The sequence below is a fragment of the Aeromonas tecta genome (assembly GCF_000820185.1).
GTDB classification, from domain to species: domain Bacteria; phylum Pseudomonadota; class Gammaproteobacteria; order Enterobacterales; family Aeromonadaceae; genus Aeromonas; species Aeromonas tecta.
Genome location: NZ_CDCA01000045.1, coordinates 88,068 through 111,090 on the forward strand (window position 1 = coordinate 88,068; position 23,023 = coordinate 111,090).

The 23,023-nt window shown below is 58.0% G+C and carries 18 protein-coding genes; 7 read left to right on the forward strand and 11 right to left on the reverse strand.

Features of this window, described 5'->3' with window-relative positions; genetic code table 11:
• Positions 1-95 precede the first annotated feature (95 nt).
• Entirely contained in the window at positions 96-935 is an 840-nt protein-coding gene (gene purU / locus BN1137_RS19960) for a formyltetrahydrofolate deformylase (protein WP_050720260.1), read from the forward strand.
• A 58-nt stretch (positions 936-993) separates the two neighbouring features.
• On the opposite strand, the gene BN1137_RS19965 is transcribed toward purU, so the two are convergent.
• Positions 994-2,268, reverse strand: coding sequence for a DUF945 family protein (locus BN1137_RS19965; protein WP_050720363.1), 1,275 nt, complete (start codon positions 2,266-2,268; stop codon positions 994-996).
• Positions 2,269-2,407: 139 nt separating this feature from the next.
• Positions 2,408-3,889: a cardiolipin synthase gene (gene cls, locus BN1137_RS19970; RefSeq protein WP_050720261.1), complete on the reverse strand. Its 1,482-nt coding sequence runs from the start codon at positions 3,887-3,889 to the stop codon at positions 2,408-2,410.
• A gap of 96 nt (positions 3,890-3,985) precedes the next feature.
• Here cls and BN1137_RS19975 point away from each other — a divergent pair, with 96 nt between their 5' ends.
• Entirely contained in the window at positions 3,986-4,528 is a 543-nt protein-coding gene (locus BN1137_RS19975; protein WP_050720262.1) for a YceB family lipoprotein, read from the forward strand.
• Between the two features lie 4 nt (positions 4,529-4,532).
• Here the strand turns inward: BN1137_RS19975 and BN1137_RS19980 are convergent, their stop codons facing one another.
• Positions 4,533-4,973 carry a GNAT family N-acetyltransferase gene (locus tag BN1137_RS19980; RefSeq protein ID WP_050720263.1) on the reverse strand — a complete coding sequence of 147 codons (441 nt, stop codon included), beginning with the start codon at positions 4,971-4,973 and terminating at the stop codon, positions 4,533-4,535.
• 476 nt (positions 4,974-5,449) lie between these two features.
• On the opposite strand from BN1137_RS19980, the gene BN1137_RS19985 reads away from it, so the two are divergent.
• The 3 genes from BN1137_RS19985 (at position 5,450) to BN1137_RS19995 (ending at position 9,099) form a co-directional block, all read left to right on the forward strand.
• On the forward strand, positions 5,450-6,613 hold the full coding sequence (locus tag BN1137_RS19985; protein ID WP_050720264.1) for a M23 family metallopeptidase: 1,164 nt from the start codon (positions 5,450-5,452) through the stop codon (positions 6,611-6,613).
• Positions 6,614-6,793: 180 nt separating this feature from the next.
• Positions 6,794-8,191 carry an alpha-amylase family protein gene (locus tag BN1137_RS19990; protein ID WP_050720265.1) on the forward strand — a complete coding sequence of 466 codons (1,398 nt, stop codon included), beginning with the start codon at positions 6,794-6,796 and terminating at the stop codon, positions 8,189-8,191.
• Positions 8,192-8,289: 98 nt separating this feature from the next.
• On the forward strand, positions 8,290-9,099 hold the full coding sequence (locus BN1137_RS19995) for a lytic transglycosylase domain-containing protein (RefSeq protein ID WP_408605557.1): 810 nt from the start codon (positions 8,290-8,292) through the stop codon (positions 9,097-9,099).
• 283 nt (positions 9,100-9,382) lie between these two features.
• On the opposite strand, the gene aqpZ is transcribed toward BN1137_RS19995, so the two are convergent.
• From aqpZ to BN1137_RS20015, 4 genes are all read right to left on the reverse strand, one after another.
• A complete protein-coding gene (gene aqpZ, locus BN1137_RS20000; protein ID WP_083443493.1) occupies positions 9,383-10,072 on the reverse strand; it encodes an aquaporin Z in 690 nt (229 codons plus the stop codon).
• A gap of 286 nt (positions 10,073-10,358) precedes the next feature.
• Positions 10,359-10,880, reverse strand: coding sequence for a crossover junction endodeoxyribonuclease RuvC (gene ruvC, locus BN1137_RS20005; RefSeq protein WP_042653963.1), 522 nt, complete (start codon positions 10,878-10,880; stop codon positions 10,359-10,361).
• Positions 10,881-11,079: 199 nt separating this feature from the next.
• Positions 11,080-11,988, reverse strand: a complete 909-nt coding sequence (locus BN1137_RS20010; protein ID WP_050720267.1) for a Gfo/Idh/MocA family protein — start codon at positions 11,986-11,988, stop codon at positions 11,080-11,082.
• 50 nt (positions 11,989-12,038) lie between these two features.
• Positions 12,039-12,278, reverse strand: coding sequence for a hypothetical protein (locus BN1137_RS20015; RefSeq protein WP_050720268.1), 240 nt, complete (start codon positions 12,276-12,278; stop codon positions 12,039-12,041).
• 528 nt (positions 12,279-12,806) lie between these two features.
• Here BN1137_RS20015 and BN1137_RS20020 point away from each other — a divergent pair.
• Together BN1137_RS20020 and BN1137_RS22130 are read left to right on the forward strand one after the other, a co-directional pair.
• On the forward strand, positions 12,807-13,895 hold the full coding sequence (locus BN1137_RS20020; protein ID WP_050720269.1) for a DUF4297 domain-containing protein: 1,089 nt from the start codon (positions 12,807-12,809) through the stop codon (positions 13,893-13,895).
• 29 nt (positions 13,896-13,924) lie between these two features.
• On the forward strand, positions 13,925-15,544 hold the full coding sequence (locus BN1137_RS22130; RefSeq protein WP_198150685.1) for an ATP-binding protein: 1,620 nt from the start codon (positions 13,925-13,927) through the stop codon (positions 15,542-15,544).
• An 83-nt stretch (positions 15,545-15,627) separates the two neighbouring features.
• Here the strand turns inward: BN1137_RS22130 and BN1137_RS20025 are convergent, their stop codons facing one another.
• The 4 genes from BN1137_RS20025 to BN1137_RS20040 form a co-directional block, all read right to left on the reverse strand.
• The gene (locus BN1137_RS20025; RefSeq protein WP_050720270.1) at positions 15,628-18,111 is read right to left on the reverse strand and encodes a YgiQ family radical SAM protein; all 2,484 of its coding nucleotides are present in this window, start codon (positions 18,109-18,111) and stop codon (positions 15,628-15,630) included.
• Between the two features lie 154 nt (positions 18,112-18,265).
• On the reverse strand, positions 18,266-18,631 hold the full coding sequence (locus BN1137_RS20030; protein ID WP_050720271.1) for a hypothetical protein: 366 nt from the start codon (positions 18,629-18,631) through the stop codon (positions 18,266-18,268).
• Positions 18,632-18,728: 97 nt separating this feature from the next.
• On the reverse strand, positions 18,729-21,875 hold the full coding sequence (locus BN1137_RS20035; protein ID WP_050720272.1) for an efflux RND transporter permease subunit: 3,147 nt from the start codon (positions 21,873-21,875) through the stop codon (positions 18,729-18,731).
• Positions 21,875-22,927 (reverse strand): efflux RND transporter periplasmic adaptor subunit, encoded by a 1,053-nt coding sequence (locus tag BN1137_RS20040; RefSeq protein WP_050720273.1) that lies wholly within the window; start codon positions 22,925-22,927, stop codon positions 21,875-21,877. Before BN1137_RS20040 ends, BN1137_RS20035 begins: the two co-directional genes overlap by 1 nt.
• Between the last annotated feature and the right edge of the window lie 96 nt (positions 22,928-23,023).

Below are 23,023 nucleotides of genomic sequence, written 5' to 3' on the forward strand. Positions count from 1 at the left end.
TGTCTTTTCTGATTTTGTTTATGGCATAGTGCCTGAAAAAACGTGCAGCCTGCGCAGACTCAGGCGCCATTACCACCAACGGAATCATGACAGAGATGGAAAAGAAAATACTGCTGACGGATTGCCCCGACGCCAAGGGCCTCATCGCCAAGATCACCAACATTTGCTACAAGCACCAGCTCAACATCAACAAGAACGATGAGTTCGTGGATCACGAGAATGGCCGCTTCTTCATGCGCACCGAGCTGGAGGGGCGTTTCAACGACGAGACCCTGCTAGCGGATCTCGATGACGCCCTGCCAGTGGGCGCCCAGCGCCGCCTGGTCAAGGCCGGCAAGAAGCGGATCGTCATCTTGGTGACCAAGGAGACCCACTGCCTCGGCGACATTCTGATGAAGAATTACGCCGGTGCGCTGGACATGGACATAGTGGCGGTGATCGGCAACTACGATACCCTCGCCGAATTGACCGGCAAGTTCGACATTCCCTTCCATGCCGTCAGCCATGAGGATCTCAGCCGCACCGAGCATGAAGATCAGGTCCGCGCCATCATCGACAGCTACCAGCCCGATTACGTGATCCTGGCCAAGTACATGCGGGTGCTGACCCCGAGCTTTGTGGCCGCTTATCCGCGCAAGCTCATCAACATCCATCACTCCTTCCTGCCCGCCTTCATCGGAGCCCGCCCCTATCGTCAGGCATTCGATCGCGGGGTCAAGCTGATCGGCGCTACCGCCCACTTCGTCACCGACGATCTGGATGAAGGTCCCATCATCGAGCAGGACGTGATCCACGTCGGCCACACCTTCAGCGCCGACGACATGGCCAAGGCAGGCCGGGATGTGGAGAAATCCGTGCTGAGCCGGGCACTGGAGCTGGTGCTGAACGAGCGGGTGTTCGTCTACGGCAACAAGACAGTGGTCTTCAAGTCATAACCGCACCACCAAAAAAGGCTCCCGAGGGAGCCTTTTTCATGCCTACATTGCCTCCGCGCTATTGCAGCGGCAAGCCGTTGATGGTGATCGCACCCTTGTCGAGCTTCAGGTCAGCGCTGAGCTGTCCCGGCTCCGCCTTCAGGTAACCCTGGGCGGTAAACTGCGCCAGCATGGGGGCCAGCTGCGGCACGGCCTTGCCCAGCTGATCGCCGAGCTTGGTATGGAGCAGACCAGACAGCGCGTGCATGCTCTCGCTCCCCTCTTCACCCCCCATCAACTGCGCCAGCGACGTCGGTGCCAGCTTGACCTCGCCCTGCAGACTGACGGGCTCACCATTGAGCTGGGCACTGAGATCCGTCAACTGCAGCGTGGCGCCCCGTTGCAACATCTTGTCCAGCGCCTGTTGCAGTGCCGCTTCGTCTACCCGCTGGCCGCTGGCCTCCTGCAACGCCTGATAGCCTTCCAGATCCAGCCCTTTCAGCTCCAGATCCAGATTGCCCTGAGTCAGTGCCAGGTTGTCGCTCTCATTTTCCAGATTGAGGGTGGCCACCTTCATCTGATAGTGGCTGGAGAGGGTCTGGGCATCATCCCCTGCCAACTGAGTGGTGCTGCTCAGCCCCTGCAGCGAGACCCTGATGCTCTGCGGCAGGTTCATGGAGAAGGCGGACAGGGTCGCGTTGCTGCGGGGCGAGAGCCAGATCCCGCTGATCTCGGCCAAGTCGGCGCTACCCTTGAAGTCCGCCAGCACTATGTCCATCTTGCTCTGGGCATCATGCAAGGTGAGCCCCTGCCACTGGAAGGTCATGTGGCCATTGCCTTCCAGATCGCCGCTGTAGCTGCCGCTCAGGGGCAGGAAGCTGATTTCGTTCATCCCCTCCTTGACCTTGAAGTCGCTCAGCCAGAAGCGGGCGCTCTGGCTCTGGGTCAACAGACTGCTGGCCGATTCGAGACCAAGCTGCCACTGCTGCATGCCAAGGGCGGCGAAAACGGGAGCCAAGGTCCCCTTGCCGGTCTCGAGCAACAGCTGACTCTTGATGTAGAGCGGCAGTATGCGGTTGCTGCTGTTGAGTTCCATCTCGATGGGCTCGCTCCCCGCCAACTGGGGATCGAAGCTCGCCAGCGCCTGCGGCGTCACCACCACCTTGAGCACACCGTCACGGGTGAACAGGTTTTCACTCGAGGGGATCCAGCTCAGCTCGACGCCGCTGCCCTGCTTCACCTTGGCGATCTCCTCGGCGAGGATCCGATCGAAGGTTTGTCCGGTATACCAGCAGGCACCCAACCCGCCCACCACCAATGCCGCACCGACGGCCAGGGCCACTCTCTTTTTCATCTTGATGTCATTCTCCAAAGGCTCATTGCCGCACTCTACGGGGCGGGAACCGGATGAGGCAAGCCCCATCCGGTTCAGAAGTCATTTTCTTGTGCCGTGGCGGGTGTTTGAACGGGTAGCGAGCGCTCCCCATCCCTTGTCATAGCAAGGGGCTGAACAGGTAGAAGATGTTCTCCAGCAGCTTCTTGTACCAGGGGCGAGCTCGCCACTGGACCAGCGACATGGGGGTCGCCTCCAGCATGTAACCTTGCACCAGCTGATTCATCTCGGCGACAAACACCGGGTTGTCGATGAGCAGGGTCACCTCGAAGTTGAGCCAGAGGCTGCGCCTGTCGAGGTTGACCGTGCCCACCAGGGCAAAGTCGTCGTCCACCAGCACGCTCTTGGTGTGCAAGAGCCCGGCGTCATAGCGATAGATCTCGACGCCGGCCTCGAGCAACTCCTCCATAAAGGCGTTGCAGGCATGATTGGCCATCAGGGAGTCGTTACGTGCCGGCAACACCAGCTGTACCAACACGCCGCGGGCCGCCGCCGAGGAGAGCGCCGCCGCCAGCGGATCGTCCGGCACGAAATAAGGGGTGGTCAGCACCAGGTGGTGGCGCGCCTGATAGATGGCCAGCAGCAGGCTCTGCTGGATGCAGTCGCCGCCGACGAAGGGACCTGAGGGAATGAGCTGGGCACGGTAGTTGGTCTGCGGCCAGGCTTCGGGCTCGTGCTGCAGGCTGTCGAGCAGCCGCTCGCCGGTCTCCATCTCCCAGTCCGAGACGAAGGTGGACCACATCAGCGGCACCACGGGCCCCTGCACCCGGATCATGATGTCGACCCACTGGCCGACCCCCGCATCCTGTTTGAAGAAGCGGGGATCCACCATGTTCATGGAGCCGGTGTAACCCACCCTGTCATCGATCACCACCAGCTTGCGGTGCATGCGCAAGTCCTGGCGCTGGAACGGGATACGCCAGGCGCCGACCGGCAGCACTTCCACCAGCTTGACCCCGGCCTTGCGCAGCCGCTTGGGCCAGGCCGAGCGGAAAAAGGCCTTGCTGCCGATGGAGTCGAGCAGCACACGACAATCCACGCCGCGCTGCGCCACCTCGATCAGGGCCTCGCCCACCGCATCCGCATCCCCGCCGGGGTGCCAGATGTAGAACTCCAGATAGCAGGATTGGGAGGATTGGCGGATATCGCGCACTATCTCCTGCAAGATGGTTTCCGGCTTGTGCAGCAGCGTCATCCGGTTGCCGGAGAGCATGGGCATGGCCAGTCGCCCCTGAATGAGATCATGCAGCGGCCGCGCCTTGCTGCCCACCTCGCAGCAGTGCTGGGGGAAGAGACGGGTCAACTGGCGGATCCAGATGGCGTAAGGGCGATACATGGCCTGAGCCCGCTCGGCCCGCTTGCGGCCTAGCCTGATCTCGCCAAACAACACGTAGAAGCCGACCCCGGCAAAGGGAATGGCATAGATGAGTGCCAGCCAGGCCAGCGACACCCCGATGGGACGCCGCTTCATCACCACCCGCAGCGACACCCCCGCCACTATCACGGTGTGGAAGAAGAGCAACAACCAACCGAGGAAGCGGGTAAACAACAACTGGAGATCGTATTCCAAACCGTCGAGCAAGGCGATTCCTCGGTGCAATGAACGAATGACGCGGGCAGATCCCGATGGATCGGGATGGTATGCTGTAGCACAAACCCATTCTATCAGGTCGTTAGCATGATCCTGCAATCTGTGCTGCTGAGTCTGGCCATGTTAGGCCAAGGCTCATATGACATCAATGAGCAGCAGATAAACCAATATCTGCAATCCCAGGTACAAGTCGATAAACAGCTGGAATTGCCCGGCATCATCAAGGCTCATATCCAGCTCGAGCAGAGCGATGTGCAGATAGGTCGCCAGGCGCCGGACACGGCTCGGGTATTTGGCAAGGGCAAGCTGAAGATAGCGCTGCCGGACAACACCCAGTACGACGCGCTGCTGAACATGACCTACGAGGCCAGGCCCCGCTACGACAAGGCTCAGAGCGCCCTGTTTCTCGATAACATGAAGCTGATTGACTACAAGCTGGAGCCGGCCGCGGCCGAGCAGAAGTTTGGTTTCATGCTCAAGATGTTGCTGCAGAGCATGGAGAAGCGGCTGGAGACCCAACCCGTCTACAAGCTGGATGACAAGGATCCCAACCAGGCTTGGCTCAAGGAGAACCTGCTGGGACTGGAGCTGTCACCTGGCAAGATCCACCTGCTGACCAAGCCCCAGTGAACGCTTAGCTGTAAGCCGAGGCGTCGACCTGGCGCACCAGCAGCTCGATCTGGTAACCCTGTTCGCGCTGCTGGTCATAGAGGGTATGCAGTGGCCCATCCAGCTCATGCAGAGGAAGATGGGCAAAACCCGCCTTGAGGTAGAAGGGTCTCTCGAATGGCAAGGCGTGGCAGATCACCGGCTTGTCCAGCAGATCGTGACAGGCCCGCTGCAACAGGCGCGAACCCAGCCCCAGAGACTGGTAGTGGGGCAACAACCTAAAACCGCACAGGTGGTAATAATCCTGCTCGTCGCGCAGACGCACAGCGCCCACCAGCCAGTGTGCGTCGCGCACCACGAAGATACGCTCGGCCAAATCCGGCACATAGTGGGAGAATGTCGTCTCGTAATAATCCCTGATCAGGGAGAGATCCGCATCGCAGTACTCTTCGAACGTGAACTCCATTGTCCGCCTGTTTATCACACCCATTTGACCCTTGGCCGCAGCGGCCTCTCCTTCCATTTTTTGTCCGTGCCGGGCTAACAGATCAGACCAGCTTGGACACAGGCAAGATAGCACGCCTGCACACCACAAAAAATGCCGACATTGGCCTCATCCTCTTTCGATCCCATGGTGCACGGGGTTGGATTTCCGGTGCATTGCCGATCGCGGGTGTCAGCGTGATGCTTGCTGAACCATCCTACTCGCTTTACGGCTCCATGCCATAGGCATGCCCACAAGATGCTGATTTAAAATAAGAACCTGACAATGTAAAGATTCATTAACAATATTTTGGCGATACTAGAATCAACAAAAAGCCCCATTCGAGTAGCAATTTAAACCACGCCTCCTATGGTGAAACCTTGGCATAGCCCAGTGCTGTCGTTGCCTGAGTGGGACACCCCCATCCGCTACTTCACCTCGTGCCAAGGAGCATATCCATGTTTAAAACGACAGACTCCCTGCTGATACTGACCTTGCTGCCCGCCATCGGCTGGACTGGCGACCTCCACACCCCGAGTCTCCCCTATCACTTCAGCAAGCAGCAGCTCACAGCGGGCTCTCTTCAGGACTTGCCACTGGACGAGGCTCACTTCGTGTTTGGCGAGGCCGCCATGGCGTTCGATCTGCACGACTTTCTGTTGCAACAGGCGCCTCATCTGCTGCCCAAGGAGGAAGTCATCCTCCATTGGAGCGGCATCACCAGCCTCAATCCCCAGCTGCTGCTGGCGCTGATGGAGGCCGATAGCCAGCTCATCTCGGCACCGTCAAAACAGGCCATGGCGGCGCCCTTCGCCCGGCGGGTCAAGGCGCGAGGGTTCGATCAGCAGTTGGAGCTGATGGCTCGCCAACTGTCGGATCGCTTCTATCAGGCCAAGGCCCAACTGCAACAAGGCAAACATGTCACCCCGCCGCGCCTGCCGGCCGACGCTCATCGTCTCGCCCTCGCCAGCCAGCTCGGTGAGCAGGATCAGCAACGGCTGACCGAGCAGTGGCGAACCCTGTTTGGGACCGAGGCCCTCACCCGCGCCAGAACTGCTGCCGCAGCCCCCTCCCCCCGGCTGGCCACCGGCCAGTTCCAGCTGCCCTGGCGGCAGGGCTACAGCTGGAAGGTCAACGGTGCCCACTCCCACAGCGGCTCCGGCTACCCCTACTCCTCCATCGATGTCTCCTACGACTGGCCGGGCTGGGGCGGCGCCACCTACACGGTCACCGCCGCCAACAGCGGCACCGTCACCGTCTTCTCCCGCTGCCAGCTCAGGATCACCGCCCCCAACGGCTGGGCCACCAACTACTACCACATGAGCGGCATCTCGGTGCGCAGCGGCGACTACGTGACGGCGGACAGCCCCATCGGCAGCTATGCCAGCAACCGCAACGACGCCCTGTGCGAGGGGGGATCCTCCACCGGCCCGCACCTGCACTTCTCCCTGCTACGCAACGGCGTCTATCAATCCCTGCAAGGGCAGCGCCTGAGCAGTTACGGGATCAACGTGGGCACCAGCAACTACGACGACAACTGCAACCGTTTCTGGCTGCAAAACAGCCGCAACAACCAGCGGGTCTGCGCCTGGCAGCCGGTCTACAACCATGGCCTCGACTAGCCATCCAATAACAGAAAAGACAGTAACGACAAGGGCTGGGTGGTTTTATGCAAGCCGTCACAACTGTGCATAACCCAGCTTGAGGATGCTCACAAAAGCGCCGCGCCGTGATTGCCGCCAGCGGAGGCCGATGTGAGGCTCTGGGTGCCCATTCGGGCACCCAAACAAGGACAGACAATAATGAAAAACACAGCGGGAATACTGGCGTTCGCAGGCATGCTGATCGCCCCACTGGCGCACGCCGACGTCATACTGCACGCCTTCAACTGGAAATACAGCGAGGTCACCGCCAAGGCCGATCTCATCAAGGGGGCGGGCTACAAGCAGGTGCTCATCTCGCCGCCCCTCAAGTCTTCGGGCAACGAGTGGTGGGCCCGTTATCAGCCCCAGGATCTGCGACTCGTCGACAGTCCTCTTGGCAACAAGCAGGATCTCGAGCAGCTGATCGCCGCCATGCAGGCCCGCGGCATCGCCGTCTATGCGGATGTGGTGCTCAACCACATGGCCAACGAGAGCTGGAAGCGCAACGACCTCAACTATCCCGGCACTGAACTGCTAGGGCAATACGCTACCAACCCTGATTACTACGGCAGACAACGATTGTTTGGCGACCTGGGGCAGAATTTACTGTCGCCCTCCGACTTTCACCCAGAGGGTTGTATCACCGATTGGAGCGATCCCGGCCATGTCCAGTACTGGCGCCTGTGTGGCGGAGCCGGCGACAAGGGGCTGCCGGATCTCGACCCCAACAACTGGGTAGTGAGCCAGCAGCAGGCCTATCTCAAGGCGCTCAAGGGGATGGGGATCAAGGGCTTTCGGGTCGATGCGGTCAAGCACATGAGCGATTACCAGATCAACGCGGTGTTCACCCCCGAGATCAAACAGGGCATGCACGTGTTTGGCGAGGTGATCACCTCCGGGGGCGCCGGCAGCACGGATTACGAGCGCTTCCTCAAGCCCTATCTCGACAACAGCGGCCAGGGCGCCTATGACTTCCCGCTGTTCGCCTCCCTGCGCGGGGCGCTCGGCTATGGCGGCAGCATGAACCAGCTGGCGGATCCCGGCGCCTACGGGCAGGCCCTGCCGGGCAACCGGGCGGTCACCTTCGCCATCACCCACGACATCCCCACCAACGACGGTTTCCGCTACCAGATCCTGAGCCAGACCGACGAGAAGCTGGCCTATGCCTATCTGCTCGGCCGCGATGGCGGCTCGCCCTTGGTCTATTCGGATCACGGCGAGACCCAGGACAAGGATGGCCTGCGCTGGCAGGACTACTACCTGCGAAGCGATCTCAAGGGGATGATCCTCTTCCATAATACCGTGCAGGGTCAGCCCATGCAGCTCGTCGGCAGCGGCGACTGCTTCGTGCTGTTCAAGCGCGGCAAGCAGGGGCTGGTCGGCGTCAACAAGTGTGATTACGAGCAGGAGTACTGGCTCGACACCGCCAAGTTCGAGCTGAACTGGTATCGCAACTACAAGGATGTGCTGGATCAAAGCGCCGTCATCAATGTGCAGAGTCAGTGGGTACGGGTCGCCCTGCCGGCGCGCAGCGCCCGTCTCTGGCTGCTGGAATAAACAGGCAAGCGCCTTGCTCAAGGCCGCCACTGCGCGGCCTCCTTTTTTGGCTTTTCTGCTGGCGCGCCACACGGCGCGCTTGTTCTGCCTCGCCCCTGATGCTTTACTCAACGGGCGTCCAAGGCTTAAGGAGCAAGCCGTTGAAAGCATGGATCTTGCTGGGAGCCATTCCCCTGATTTCCCTCTCTGTCTGGGGCCAGATGCCATCACCGGCCGAGGTGGTGATCCTGACGACAGAGACGCCCCCCACCATCACGGTCAAACCCGTGGCGATAACGAAACCAGAACCCGCCACCGTATCGGCCACGGATCCCGAGCCTGAGCTGGCCAAGGCATCGGCGCCGCGCCAGATCCAGGTCTACAAATCGGTACAGAAGAACGGGGTCGTCCGCTACTCCGACATCATGCCGGATCAGGGCCACTATGAGCTCTTGCTGTTCAACGACTGCTACGCCTGCAATCCCGATTCCAAGGTCAACTGGCGCACCACTGGCCTCTTCCTCTACGACTACGCCAGCACCATCAAGGCGGCGGCCAAGACCTACAGCGTCGATCCCGCCCTCATCCGCGCGCTTATCCACGCCGAATCCGCCTTCAACCCGCTGGCCGTCTCCCGCAAGGGCGCCATGGGGCTGACCCAGCTGATGCCAGCCACCGCCCGTGAACTGGGAGTGGGCAACGCCCTGCTGGCGGAGCAGAACATCTTCGGCGGGGTGAAGTACCTGGCGGGCTTGCTCAAGCAGTATGACGGCAACATCTCTTTGGCCACCGCCGCCTACAACGCCGGGGCCGGTGCGGTGCAGAAACACGGCGGCATCCCGCCCTATGCGGAGACTCGCGCCTATGTGGAACGAGTCAAACTGCTGCACCAGCGCTACCGGGATATGCTGAGCGCCCGGGGCCTGTAAAGCATCAACATTCCCCGCTATCCCCGATACCGAGACCCGCCCCCCATATGGTGGAGCGGGTACAGCTGCTACACCGGCGCCACAAGGCGCTGCTAAGCGCCCGGGGCCTGTAAAGCCCACATTATCCCGCCCTATGCCGAGACCCGCCCCCATATGGTTCGGATTCCACTGCCACACCGGCACCACAAGAAGCGGCCGAGCACACGGAGCTTGTAAAACTCACGGCCCCATAAAACAAAAAACACGCCCGAAGGCGTGTTCTAGAGCAGCATGTTGCGCGAGCTTATTTCTGCTCGGTCGCCACCAGGCGATAGGCCAGGGCACCCAGGATGCCGCCGACGATGGGGGCAACCCAGAACAGCCACAGCTGGCTGACGGCCCAGTCACCCACAAACAGCGCCACACCTGTGCTGCGCGCCGGGTTGACCGAGGTGTTGGTCACCGGAATGCTGATGAGGTGGATCAGGGTCAGACACAGACCGATGGCGATCGGTGCGAAACCGGCCGGCGCGCGGCTGTCGGTGGCGCCCATGATCACGAACAGGAAGAAGCCCGTCATCACCACTTCACACACCAGGGCCGCCAGCAGGCTGTAACCACCCGGTGAATGCTCGCCATAGCCGTTGGAGGCAAAGCCGGCAGTCACATCGAAGCCGGCCTGACCGCTGGCGATCACATAGAGCACGGCACCCGCCGCTATCCCGCCCAGCACCTGAGCCACTATGTAAGGCAGCACGCCAGAGGCAGGGAAACGACCACCGGCCCACAGGCCAACGGTCACGGCCGGGTTCAGGTGGCAACCTGAGATGTGGCCGATGGCGAAGGCCATGGTCAACACGGTCAGACCAAACGCCAGGGAAACCCCGAGCAGACCTATTCCTACATTGGGGAATGCCGCCGCCAGCACCGCACTGCCACAACCCCCCAGCACCAGCCAGAAGGTGCCCATAAACTCAGCTGCATATGGTTTCACGCTAATAATCTCCCATGATGATGAAATATGAGCCGGGGCTCATGCGGACACTGTCATTAAACAGGCGCCACATTATGGGAGTGTGAATCAAGAAGATGAAGTGAGCCCATTTTGTCTATGAAATGTGACTAACATCACAAGTTATTGATTAATTAAGAGGATTGTCATTATCACGCGCGATATATCGCACTGGTCCGACCGGAGCCTGCGACAGGCTACGGCAACAGTGCTGATTTAATCAACAGCGGCGAAACGTTTTGCCGGACCGGATGGACCGTGCCGGCGCTCAGCGATAGCGGCCGCGCACCGAGCCGGTCACCCGCCCCGCCATCTTGATCAGGCTCTGGCGGGTATGGAAGTGGCAGAGCGCCACCCCGAGGGCATCCGCCGCATCCGCCTGGGGCGTGGCCGACAGCTTGAGCAGATGAGTCACCATGTGTTGCACCTGCTCCTTGGCCGCCCCACCCGTGCCCACCACCGCCAGCTTGATCTGGGTCGCCGAGTATTCGCTGACCGGCAGCAGGGCGTTGACCGCCGCGACTATGGCGCTGCCCCTGGCCTGACCGAGCTTCAAGGCCGAATCAGCGTTGCGGGCCATAAACACCCGCTCGATGGCAAACTCGTCTGGCTTGAACTGGGTGATGATCTCGCTCACCCCGTCATACACCTGCTTGAGGCGTGACGGCAGCTCGCCCAAGTCGGTGCGGATGCAGCCAGATCCCAGATACTCCGCCTTGCCTGCGACTATACGGATCACGCCGTAGCCGGTGATCCGCGAACCCGGATCTATCCCCAAAATAATGCTCATGAAACCATCGTTGCTCTAAAGGCAGATCATGGGCGCCAAGATAGCAAACAAGCCCCCGCTTGGCTCGCATAGCCGCAGGCTGGCCCGCTGACTGCGCGCGGAAGCACCATCTTATACAGTGGTATGGCGACGCACTGACCAGTGCGCCCCCTCAAGCCGTGGCCCATGCCGGCGTAAATCCCCCCTCCCCACCCGAGCGTTACTCCCCGGCCAGGGTCACCAGCTGCTCGGCCAGTTGATGGCTGCGCAGATAACTGTCGATGAGGACGCCATCGGCCTTGCCCGCCTCAATCTGTGCATACCAGTGCGCCAGCATGGCATTGAAACCGCGCCGCGCCAGCACCGGCTGCCAGTCATCCACCGCGATGCTGCTCAGCTGCTTGCCACGGGCGAGGGTGCCCTGGGTGCAGTTCTCCACCTGCAGCGACAGATCCTCGCCATAGAGGCTGATGCGCTCCTCGGTGATGCCGGCGCTGCGGTTCATGCTACCGCTCACCGCCGCCTGCCCGCTCTGCCAGGCCACGCTCACCCCGGCCAGCAGCTCGGGTTGCTGACTGCTGCGCCTGAGCACGGCATGCAGGGGGCCGGTGGGCGCACCGCCATAGTGGCAGAGGCTGTCGAGCACATGGATAAAGTCATCGAACAGGAACTGGCGCGGCAGCCCGGGCAGGGCGTGGCGGTGCTTCTGCCAGTGCAGTTCGGTCAGCGGCTGCTGACGAGCTGCCGCGAGCGCGGGCAGATAACGGCGGTTGAAGCCCACAAACAGCGGACAATCCTTCGCCATGGCCAGGTTGCCCAGCGCCTCCACCTCGGCGGCGCTGTCACAGAGCGGCTTGTCGACAAAGGTGGGGATGCCGGCGCGCAGGCACTGCTCCGCCAGCTTGCCATGCACGGCGGTGGCGGCATGGATCATCACGGCATCCGGGCGGCTCCCTAGCAGCACATCCACCTCGGTGAACAGCTCAGGCGTCCGGTACTGGCGGCCAAGCTTGTCCAGCACAGATGGGCTCCGGGTACAGAGCAACGGGGTGACCCGCTCATCGTTGGCGAGCAGCGGCAGATAGGCCTTCTGGGCGATATCGCCGAGGCCAATCAGGGCAATGCGCATGGGAACTCCTTGTCATGGATGCGATGGCACAGGGTAACATCCGGCGCTTTCTATTCGAGCTCTTTCGAGAGCCCCTTGGCCTGCTCTCTGGCATCCAGCCATTTGCCGACTCTGGCACCCAGCTCGGAGCAGAGCATGGCGCTGAATGCAGCCCAGAGCAGCTGGTCGAAATCAAAGTTCGCCTGCTTCTCAAACAACAGGGGCACCATGAGGTTGAAAGCTATGATCCCGAGCACCAGCCCGAGCCCGCTGCCAATCTTCTCTCTTCTGGAACGGACTTTGACCGCCATCTGATAGCTCCTAAATGCAGGGCAACTCGCTGCAATATGTTCAGAGGAGAGGTCATTATGCCTCCCCTACCCTGTCAGCCGCCAAGATAGCATCTGACCGCTTTTAGTTGCGGTTGACCATGTGCTTTGATGACCTAGTTCAAAAAACAATGATTTTCTGATGGTTATATCACTTTGGATACTCGCCTCAGTAGTCTCGTTTGGCTTACCATAGCCGTCCAGAACCTGTTGAGCTGCGATGGGTTGCTGCCCTCGCTGGTCAATGGAGCATATTGGAAGCTGTAATCCACGGGCGGTAGCGTATTTTTTATAAATTGGAATTTAAGAAAACCACAACTGCAGTAGTCCGCTGCTGATTAGAAACTAGATGTTGTAAAATAGCCTATCTAATTAAGATTATATTTTTCAAATTTATTTTTGGGCTTCACTACATTCAGCATCAATGCACATAACCTGTTGAGTTGCTCCCATCTGTTATACCTTTAATTCAAGATGAGTATGTCAAATTAACAATGAATAAGGAAATCTATGGGCTTAGCTGAAGCCTTAGTTCATATCCCACAATCTGAAAGAGGTGGAGAAATTGCTCAGCGTGGTTTTGATTATCAAGCCTGCTGGGCTTTGTCTGAAATGCTGGAGTATGAACTAAACGGAAAAAGTTATGTTTTTATTTTCGAGTATCATGATGATGTTCTTATTCTTGATGATACAATTTCCCCCAAAGACCTAACTTTCGCACAAGTAAAAACAAATGAGAGTCATTGGACAGCATCATCGCTGAGCAATAGCACAAGTAAAAAACCAATATCAATAATTGGAAAGTTATTTATTCATTATAAAGACTTCATTGAGTATTCACCTCAACTTCTGTTTGTCACCAATGCCTCCTTAAAATTATGTGACAGTAACGGAGGAAAATCTTGTTTCGGGGCTCACGAAGTCAAAAAGGAACACCAATCAAAATTCAAAAAAGCAATAATAGACCAAGCTAACCTAGATGATTCATGCATCGATCTTTCAGTAATGAGATTTATCCAATCATCATTAAGCCTAGATGATCACATTACTCACCTTAAAGGGAAATTATGTAATTTCATAAGCAAAAAGTATGGTGAGGGTTCTACATTAAATGTTAATGCACTAGCATCATTACTGGATCAAGCATGTAGGAATAAATCTAAAGTCAAATCAGCAGATATAATCAACTTCTCAGATTTAATAGCGAGAAAAGGCTTCTCATCCCAAGACTTAAATTCTGTTTTAGATTCATTGAATGCTAGTAATAAAGCTATACCTACTTGGGAAATGGCAAAGCCAGTATTTCATGACCTAGGTAAGACTTCTCTTCAACTCATTACATTACAAGCAACCTTCCTGCAAGTTTGTATAGAGATAAATCAAGGCATTAAAAATCCTTCGCGTATTTATCAAAAGATTGCAATTGAGCTTTACGATGAACAAAAAATTCATTTAAACCTAAACGAGTATGTTATTGCAACAATGGATAAGATTGATGCATGTTGCCCTGACTACAAGCTGGCATTAACGACAGGCAAAAAAGAATGCATCATTATTTATTCAATAGTTCAAACATTACTGACAGGGGATGAGAAATGAGACATATATACTTTAAAAGTGCTCATATATTGTCTCTCAAGGATAAAAAAGGATTCACTTTTGAGTTTTCGCCAGATATAAACATTATCACTGGAAAAAATGACACGGGAAAATCCAGTTTTATAAAGAGCTTATATTATACATTGGGAGCTGATATTCGCTTAGATAAAAAATGGAAGAAGGATAGCTTTGTTTCAAAAGTTGTCATTTGCGTCAATAAGCGAGACTACGCATTTGTTCGTCACGAAAAGCGAATTTCTATCTTCGATATTACTGAGGGAAAAGAACATCTCTTGGTTACATCTAACTCTCGTACAGAGATCGCATTGACCGTACGAGATATTTTTGACTTTAATTTAGAGCTGGTTTTAAAGAAGACATTGGTTCAAGGACAGGCATATCCTGCAAGCCTTTTCCTTCCATTTTATATTGACCAAGATGACGGATGGGGTACGGTATTAAATTCATTTAGCAGCTTGAAGATGTACAAAGATTGGCAGAAAAACATTCTGAATTTTCATGCTGGTGTTAAGCCAAAAGAATATTATCAACTTCAAGGTGAAATTAGCTTAGTCGATATCAACCTTAAAGAAATACGAGCAACATTGAAAGCTCTTGAAACTGCTAAAAAACGTTTTGAAGAATCATTCGGAAGAGTACTATTTGATATAGATATTGATTATTATGAAGAATTATTGGAGCGATTTCTTAGTAAGTGCCAGCATTTACACCAAGAAGAAACAGAATATAGAATTAAACTTATAAAATTATTATCTCAACGAGATGAATTAGTATCAGAGATAGATTCATCCAAAAGACAGCTTGATGAGTGCGATATAGATAATTTATCTCCATCTGCAAGTTTAGAAGCTAAGTATGCTGTACTTAATAACAGAGAGAATCTATTTCAAATCATACCTAAACTGTATGACCAGAAATCATTGTATGATGAACAGATTAATAAAATAAAAGAAGATTTGAAACACTCTCAACGATTAAGCTCTGATCTTAAAGATATGCTTCAAGAAGTCAAAGAAAAATTGACGCTTCAAGATGTTATAAAGTCGCAAGCAAGTAAACAGGTTGAATCAACTTTCGATGAACAGATCGATGAGTTGCTTCGAAAAATTGGAAAGTTAGACCTATCTAGAACTACTCTGTCAGAGAAATTAGCTGAATTTAATAATGTAAAACGAACACGTGAAATAAATGAAAAATTCAAGGATGCATTAATTTTTGCTCAAACAGAGTTAGGAATCAAAGATCCTACCGTTGGAACAATCCTTCAATTTGGCCCAATATCGAAAAGCGAAACAGGCAGCCGAGCCCCAAGAGCGATACTAGCCTATCATTATGCTCTTCTTAAAACGATTGAAGATAAGTCAACAAACCCAATGCTTCCAGTTGTAATTGACTCCCCAAAACAACAAGATCCAGATCCACATACAACTGAAAAATTATTTAATTTATGTATTGGTGGTCTATCTACTAACAATCAGTTAATTATAGGTTCAGTTTCTTTTGAGAGAGAAACTGATGAATTTAAAACACTGATAATGACTAAAAAATATAGCTTATTAAAAGAAGAGCTATACGATGAGGCCTATAAAGAGGTCATGCCTTTATACCAAAAAGCATCATTGCCATAATAAGGTTCTGTATACAGCACATCAAATAAAAGGGCGACCATCTGGTCGCCCTTTTATTTCTATCGCTTTCCAATCATGAAAACTTATCGAGCCGGTCGCTTGGCTGCATTGCCTTTGGCGGCAGGCTTGCCACCCTGAGCTGCCGGCTTGGCGGTACCGGCGCGGCTGGGCGCCTTGCCATTCTGAGCGGGCTTACCCTGCCCTGTGGGCTTGCCCTGACCCGCGCCTTGGGCTGAAGGTTTGCCTCCGGCACCAGTCCCTTTACCAAACTGAGCGCCGACCGGCTTGCCATTGCCCGCCTTGCCGCCATTTTTGGCAGCCGCAGGTACATTGCCCACAGGGACTTGGTTGCGAGCGCCTTGCTTGCCTTGCGATGTGACAGATGAAGCACCCTGAGCACCAACACCTTTACCAGTAGCAGATCCTTTACCGGTAGCAGCCTTGCCTGCGCCATTGCCCCGCTGGTGCACGATATTGCTGTGGCGAGTCAATGCAGGCTTGAGGCCCTTGTTGATACTGCGCTCGGCCTTGACCTCACCGCGACCTTCCGGCGGCACCAGGCAGTCGGGGCCGTTGCCTATCAGGTGACCCTTGCCCATCTCGAGCAGCGCTTCGCGGATCATGGGCCAGCCGGCCGGATCGTGGTAGCGCAGCAGCGCCTTGTGCAGGCGGCGACGGCGCTCACCCTTGACCACGAACACGTCCCCGCCCTGGCGGCTCACCTTGTTGAGCGGGTTTTTCTCGGTGTAATACATGGTGGTGGCGTTGGCGAGCGGCGACGGGTAGAAGTTCTGCACCTGATCCAGCTTGAAGCGGTTGGTCTTGACCCAGAGCGCCATGTTCACCATGTCCTCATCCGTGGTGCCCGGGTGGGCCGAGATGAAGTAGGGGATCAGGTACTGCTGCTTGCCCGCCTCTTTCGAATACTTGTCGAACAGCTCCTTGAACTGGTAGTAGCTGCCCATGCCCGGCTTCATCATCTTGGAGAGCGGACCCTCCTCGGTGTGCTCGGGGGCAATCTTCAGGTAGCCGCCGACGTGGTACTTGGCCAGCTCCTTGATGTAGCGCGGATCTTCCACTGCTATGTCGTAGCGCACCCCGGAGGCGATCAGTATCTTCTTGATGCCCTTCACATCCCGCGCCTTGCGATAGAGATCGATGGTCGGGGTATGGTCGGTGTCCATGTGCGGGCAGATGGTCGGCCAGACACAGGAGGCTCGGCGGCAGGTCTGCTCGGCCCTCGGGCTCTTGCAGCGCAGCTTGTACATGTTGGCAGTGGGGCCGCCGAGATCCGAGATGACGCCGGTGAAGCCCGGTACCTTGTCGCGGATCTCTTCGATCTCTTTGATGATCGACTCTTCCGAGCGGCTCTGGATGATGCGCCCCTCGTGCTCGGTGATGGAGCAGAAGGAGCAGCCGCCGAAGCAGCCGCGCATGATGTTGACCGAGGTCTTGATCATCTCGTAGGCCGGGATCTTCTCCTTGCCATAGGCCGGGTGCGGCACCCGCTGGTACGGCAGGCCGAACACCCCGTCCATCTCGTCGGTTTCCAGCGGGAAGGCGGGCGGGTTGACCCAGACGATGCGATCGCCGTGAGCCTGGGAGAGCGCGCGGGCACAGCCCGGGTTGGTCTCGTGGTGCAGGATGCGCGACGCATGGGCGTAGAGCACCTTGTCTTCCTTCACCCGCTCGAACGCCGGCAGCTTCACATAGGTTTTCTCCCATGGCTTCTGCTTGGGCGGCTGCACCAGCACCGGCTTGGCCTCTTGCGCCGCCGGCGCCACCTCGGTGGCGTCATCGGAGCAGGGCGCCCCTTCCATGTAGGGGTTCATGATGGGGTCGATGCGGCCGATCTGATCCAGCTTGCTGGAATCCACCCCGCGCCACTCGGGCAGCGGCTCCTTGCGGATCACCGCGGTGCCGCGGATATCCTGCATGGTCTCCATGGTCTCGCCGTTGGCGATGCGGTGCGCCACCTCGATCAGCGGCCGCTCGGCGTTGCCGTAGATCAGGATGTCGGCCTTGGCGTCCAGCAGGATGGAGCGACGTATGGTCTCGGACCAGTAGTCGTAGTGAGCTATGCGGCGCAGGGACGCCTCGATGCCACCTATCACCACAGGCACCTCCTTGAAGGCCTCCTTGCAGCGCTGGGTGTAGACCAGGGTGGCGCGATCGGGCCGCTTGCCGCCCACATCCCCGGGGGTGTAGGCGTCGTCGTGGCGCAGCTTCTTGTCGGAGGTGTAGCGGTTGATCATGGAGTCCATGTTGCCCGCGGTCACCCCATAGAAGAGGTTCGGCTTGCCCAGGCGCATGAAGTCATCTTTTGATGACCAGTCCGGCTGGGCGATGATGCCGACCCGAAAGCCCTGGGATTCCAGCATGCGGCCGATGACCGCCATGCCGAAACTCGGGTGATCCACGTAGGCGTCACCGGTCACCAGGACGATGTCGCAGCTGTCCCAGCCGAGCTTGTCCATCTCCGCGCGGGACATGGGCAGGAAAGGCGCCGTGCCGTAGCACTCGGCCCAGTAGCGGGGATAGGAGAAAAGGTGGGTAACCGGCTGCATTTTGAACACCTGGAACAATTCGGGTCGCGCATTATACCGGCAGAGCCGTGCGGGAGCGATGGCTTTTTGCCCCCACTATTCGCAGGGTAAGCACGGGGGACAAGGGGCACCACGCTCAGGTGCCCTGATTTATCACAGATGGTAAGGCCTTAGCTCAGTGGGGCGCCAACAGGAAACGGTGAAGATGGCGCTGCAGCAACTGACGAGCCCCCAACAGGCACCAGATGAGCGCGGGGATCAGAAATACCGGATGGGTCGAGAGGCGCAACATCAGCACACCGAGCAGGATCAGGGCGAAGGGGCGGCTCTCGTAGAGCCAGTGAGGCCAATCCCGCTGATGAGGCTGACGCTGCTTGTCCTTGCGCCTGTGATGGCCGCGCCGAAACCAGATGAGGGATCCGGCCAGATAGAGCGCCAGCCCGGCCAGCAGCAGGGTTGGCCGCTCCGCGAGTCCCAGCAGCAATAAACCGCCGCCCAGATAGACAAAAGGCAGCGGTTCATAAATGGCGGATGGCAGCATGGTGGGTGGCCTCAGGGTTGCACTGGCCACATAGTAACCAGTGCAACCCCGCCCGCCATGCTCTTTTGTCGTCCTTTCCCCAGATGGGGGATAAGCATCAGGCGGCCGGTTTGTCCCTCGTATTCGAGCTGGCCTCCGGCGCCGCGGTGACCCTTGCGGCATCCTTGGCCAGCGCGTCGTCCACCTGCAGATCCCGCGCTCCCGTCATACCCGCCCGTTTGGCCAGCAGATGATAGATGGCCGGCACCATCACCAGGGTCACCAGGGTCGCGAGGGACAACCCGAAGAACACCACAGTCCCCACTGCCATCCGGCTTTCATAACCGGCGCCCATGGAGACCATCAGCGGCACGGCGCCGATGATGGCAGTCAAGGAGGTCATCAGTATGGGACGCAGACGGCGCACCGAGGCGGCGATGATCGCCTCCTCAAAGCCTTCGCCACGCTGTCGCAACTGGTTGATGAACTCCACGATCAAAATGCCGTTCTTGGTCACCATACCAATGAGCATGATCATGCCGATCTGGCTGTAGATGCTGAGCTCCTGCCCCGTCAGCCAGAGGCCCAACAGGCCACCGAAGATCCCGAGCGGCACCGTCACCATCACCACGGTCGGGGTCAGCAGACTCTCGAACTGCGCCACCAACACCAGATAGACCACCAGCAGGGCCAGGCCGAACACCAGCACCATCTCCCCCTGATTGTCGCGGTAATCCTTGGAGTCACCGGCATAGTCCACCGTCATGGTGCTCGGCAGATGGGCACTTGCCCAGCCATCGAGGAAGTCGAGCGCCTCCCCCAGGGTGTGGCCGGGGGCCACGTCCGCGGTGAGGCTGATCGCCTTCTGGCGCTGGTAGTGATTGAGCCGCTGCGGGCTCGCCACCTGCTTGACGGTGGCGAGGGTCGACAGGCTCACCATCTCGCCGCTGGCCGCCTTCAGATAGATGCGGCTGACATCGGAGATGCCGTTGAAGTCGTTCTGATTGGCACGCAGATAGACATCATACTCCTCCCCTCTGTCCACGTAGGTGGTCTGGCTGACGCCACCGAGCAGCGCCTGCAAGGAGCTCGCCACGGTGGAGACTGGGATACCGAGCTGGCTGGCCCTGTCCCGCTCTATGGTCACCTGCAGTTCCGGGGTCTTCTCGGCGTAGTCGAGATCCGGGGTCAGCATCAGGCCGCTTTGGGCCGCGGCTTGCTGCAATATCAGCCCCTGTTGATAGATCTCGGCGTAATCGGAGCCCTGCAACACAAACTGCACGGCGGCGGTGGAGCCCCCTTTAAAGCCTGGCTGGAAGGTGCGGATCATCACATCGGGAATGCCGGCGAGACGACCGCTTAAGGAGCGGCCAAAGTCGGTGGCGGTCTCGTCTCGCACCGCCCAATCGGTCAGCTGGATGATCGCCATCCCGGTCTGATCGCCGCCGCGCCCGAAGGCCGGGGTGCTAAAACTCATGGCCTGCACCACGCCCTGGCCGAGCAGCGGCATGACGGCGGCTTCCACCTGCTGCATGTTGCGCTTCATCCGCTCGATGCTGGTGCCCTCTGCCCCCTTGACGAACACATAGAGCACGCCCCTGTCTTCGGTCGGCGTCAGGCTCGCGGGCAACTGGCTAAACAGGGCGCCGATGCCGCCGAGGCAGAGCACCAGCACCAGCGGGGTCCAGGCGGAGCGGCGCAGCATCCAGCCAAGCAGGCGTCGATAGTGCTTTTCAACCCAGCCAAGCCCCTTGTCCAGACCGGCGGTCAGGGCATTGGGCTTGTCGACGCTGCGCATCAGCCAGGAGCCCATGGCCGGGGTCAGGGTCAGCGCCACCAGGGAGGAGAACAACACCGCCAGGGAGAGCAGGATCGCAAACTCGGTGAAGAGCCGCCCCACCATGCCATCCATGAAGGCGATGGGAACGAACACCATCACCAGCACGGCGGTGGTGGCGATGACCGCAAAGCCCACCTCGCGGGTGCCGTGCCAGGCCGCCATCAGCGGAGATTCGCCCCGTTGCAGATGGTGGTGAATGTTCTCCACCACCACGATGGCGTCATCCACCACCAGGCCGATGGCGAGAATAAGGGCGAGCAATGTGATGAGGTTGATGGAAAAACCGAGATACCAGGCGCCAATAAAGGCGGATATGAGCGACACCGGCACGGTGATGGCCGGGATCAAGGTGGTACGAGCCTGCCCCAGGAACAGATAGAGCACGGCGACCACCAGCAGGGCGCAGATGGCGAGGGTCTCGTATACCTCGTGGATCGCCTGCTTGATGAAGATGGTGGAGTCATAATCGACCTCCAACTTGGCTCCCTCTGGCAGGAAACGCTGCATTTCGGCCATCTTCTGCTCTATCCCCTGGGCCACCGCCAGCGGGTTGGCGGTGGATTGGGCGACGATGCCAATGCCTAAGCTCTCGCGGCCATTGCGCTGATAGGCGCTGTCTTCATTCTTGGCCCCCACCTCCACGTCGGCGATGTCGGCCAGATAGATGCTCTGGCCATTGGCGGCGGTGTGGACCGGCAGGGAGCGAAAATCCTCGGCGCTGTGATAGAGACGGGCTATTTGCACCGCCATGGTCATGCTGTTGTTGCGAATTTCCCCGCCCGGCAGCTCGATGTTCTCCCGCTTGAGGGCATCTTGCACATCTTCCACCGTGATGCCGCGGGCCGCCATGTCCGCCGGGCGCAGCCGGACATACATGACCTGAGTCAGATCGCCAGACAGGGAGACCTCGCTCACCCCGTCCACCAGACTCAAGGGATCGACCAGCATGCGGTTGGCATAATCGGTCAGGGCGGTGCGGTCCATCTGGGTGCTGCTGAAGTTCAGCCAGATCGCCACATCGCCGTTGCCGTTGTCCTTGGTGACCATGGGCTCGTCCACGTCGTCCGGCAACTTGGGCCGGGCGCGGGAGATGGCGTCACGCACATCCGAGGTGCCCTCCACCATGTTCCAGCCGAGCTTGAACTCCACGGTGATCACGGCGCGCCCCTTGCGGGTCACCGAGTTGATGTTCTTGATGCCGCTGATGCCGGAGAGCTGATCCTCGATGGGCTTGGTGACCTGGCTCTCCATGACTTCCGGCGCGGCCCCGTCATAGGTGGTGGTGATGGAAACGGACGGGGTCTGCACGTCCGGCATCTCCCGCACCGTCAATTTCGCGAAGGCGACCAGGCCAAACACGGTGAGCAAGGCGCTGATAACGACCGCCACCAGCGGGCGGCGCACTGACATATCGGAGAGCCACATCAGCCTTTCACCTCGGTCAAATCGTGCACATGAGCACCGTCACGCAGGTTGACCAAGCCTTCGACCGCGATGCGATCGCCGACGTTGAGCCCCTTGAGTACCCATACCTCTTCACCATGGGTATCGCCGAGCTCCACCGAGATACGCTTGACCCGCCCATCCGCCTCCAGGCGATAGACGTAGCGCAGCTCGCCGGCGTACTCCACCGACTGGGCCGGGATCAGGGTCATCTTCTGGGCGGGCAGGGAGAGATCCACGTTCATCAGCATGCCGGGCCGCAACTGGCCATCGGGATTGGGGAGTATGACCCGGGCCTTGATATTTTGGGTCTCGTTGGAGACGCGACTGTCCAGGGTCTCCAGCACACCGGCGAAGGATTGATCCGGCCAGGCGGAGCTGGTGGCCGTCACCGCCATGCCGGGGCGCAGCAGGGCGAGATAACGCTCGGGCACCGCCAGGTCGAGGCGCAGTCGGGCGAGCTCATCCAGGTGCAACAAGACGTCGCCGCTGTTGACCAGAGCGCCTTCACTCAAGTCAATCAGGCTGACGGTGCCATCGAACGGAGCCTGCAGGGTACGCAGGGAGAGCTCGTAGCGGGCCGCATCGACCCGGGCCTGGGCCTGCGCGACGATGGCCTCCTGCCCTTCCAGCTCGGAGTTGGTGATGGCGCCGCGCGCCACCAGCTTGCGCATGTCGCGCAGTTTGCGGCTCTCGTCACGCACGCTGGCGCTCTGCTCGGCCAGCTCCGCCTGCTGCTTGCCATCATCCAGGGCAATCAGGGTCTGTCCCTGCTTGACCTGCTGGCCGGAGCGCACCGCGATGTCGATGATGCGACCGGTGACTTCCGGGCTGACCGCCACGGAGCGATTGGCCGCCAGCTTGCTGACCAGCTTGATGGAGGGCTCGGCCAGGCTCTGCCTGACCGTCTGCGCCCTGATATTGATTTCCTTTGGCTGGGGAGCACTGACCGGAGCGGTCTGTCGGAAATACCAGACGCCTGCCGCCAGCAGCAAGATAAGAGGGAGGAACCACAGCCACATTCGCATTTTCATCAAACGATCCATGCTAATTAAGAGAAAAGAGGAGACTTCATCAATGATGGCACCATGTTACCCCCTGACTATGCCGCGACTATGTAGAAATGTGAC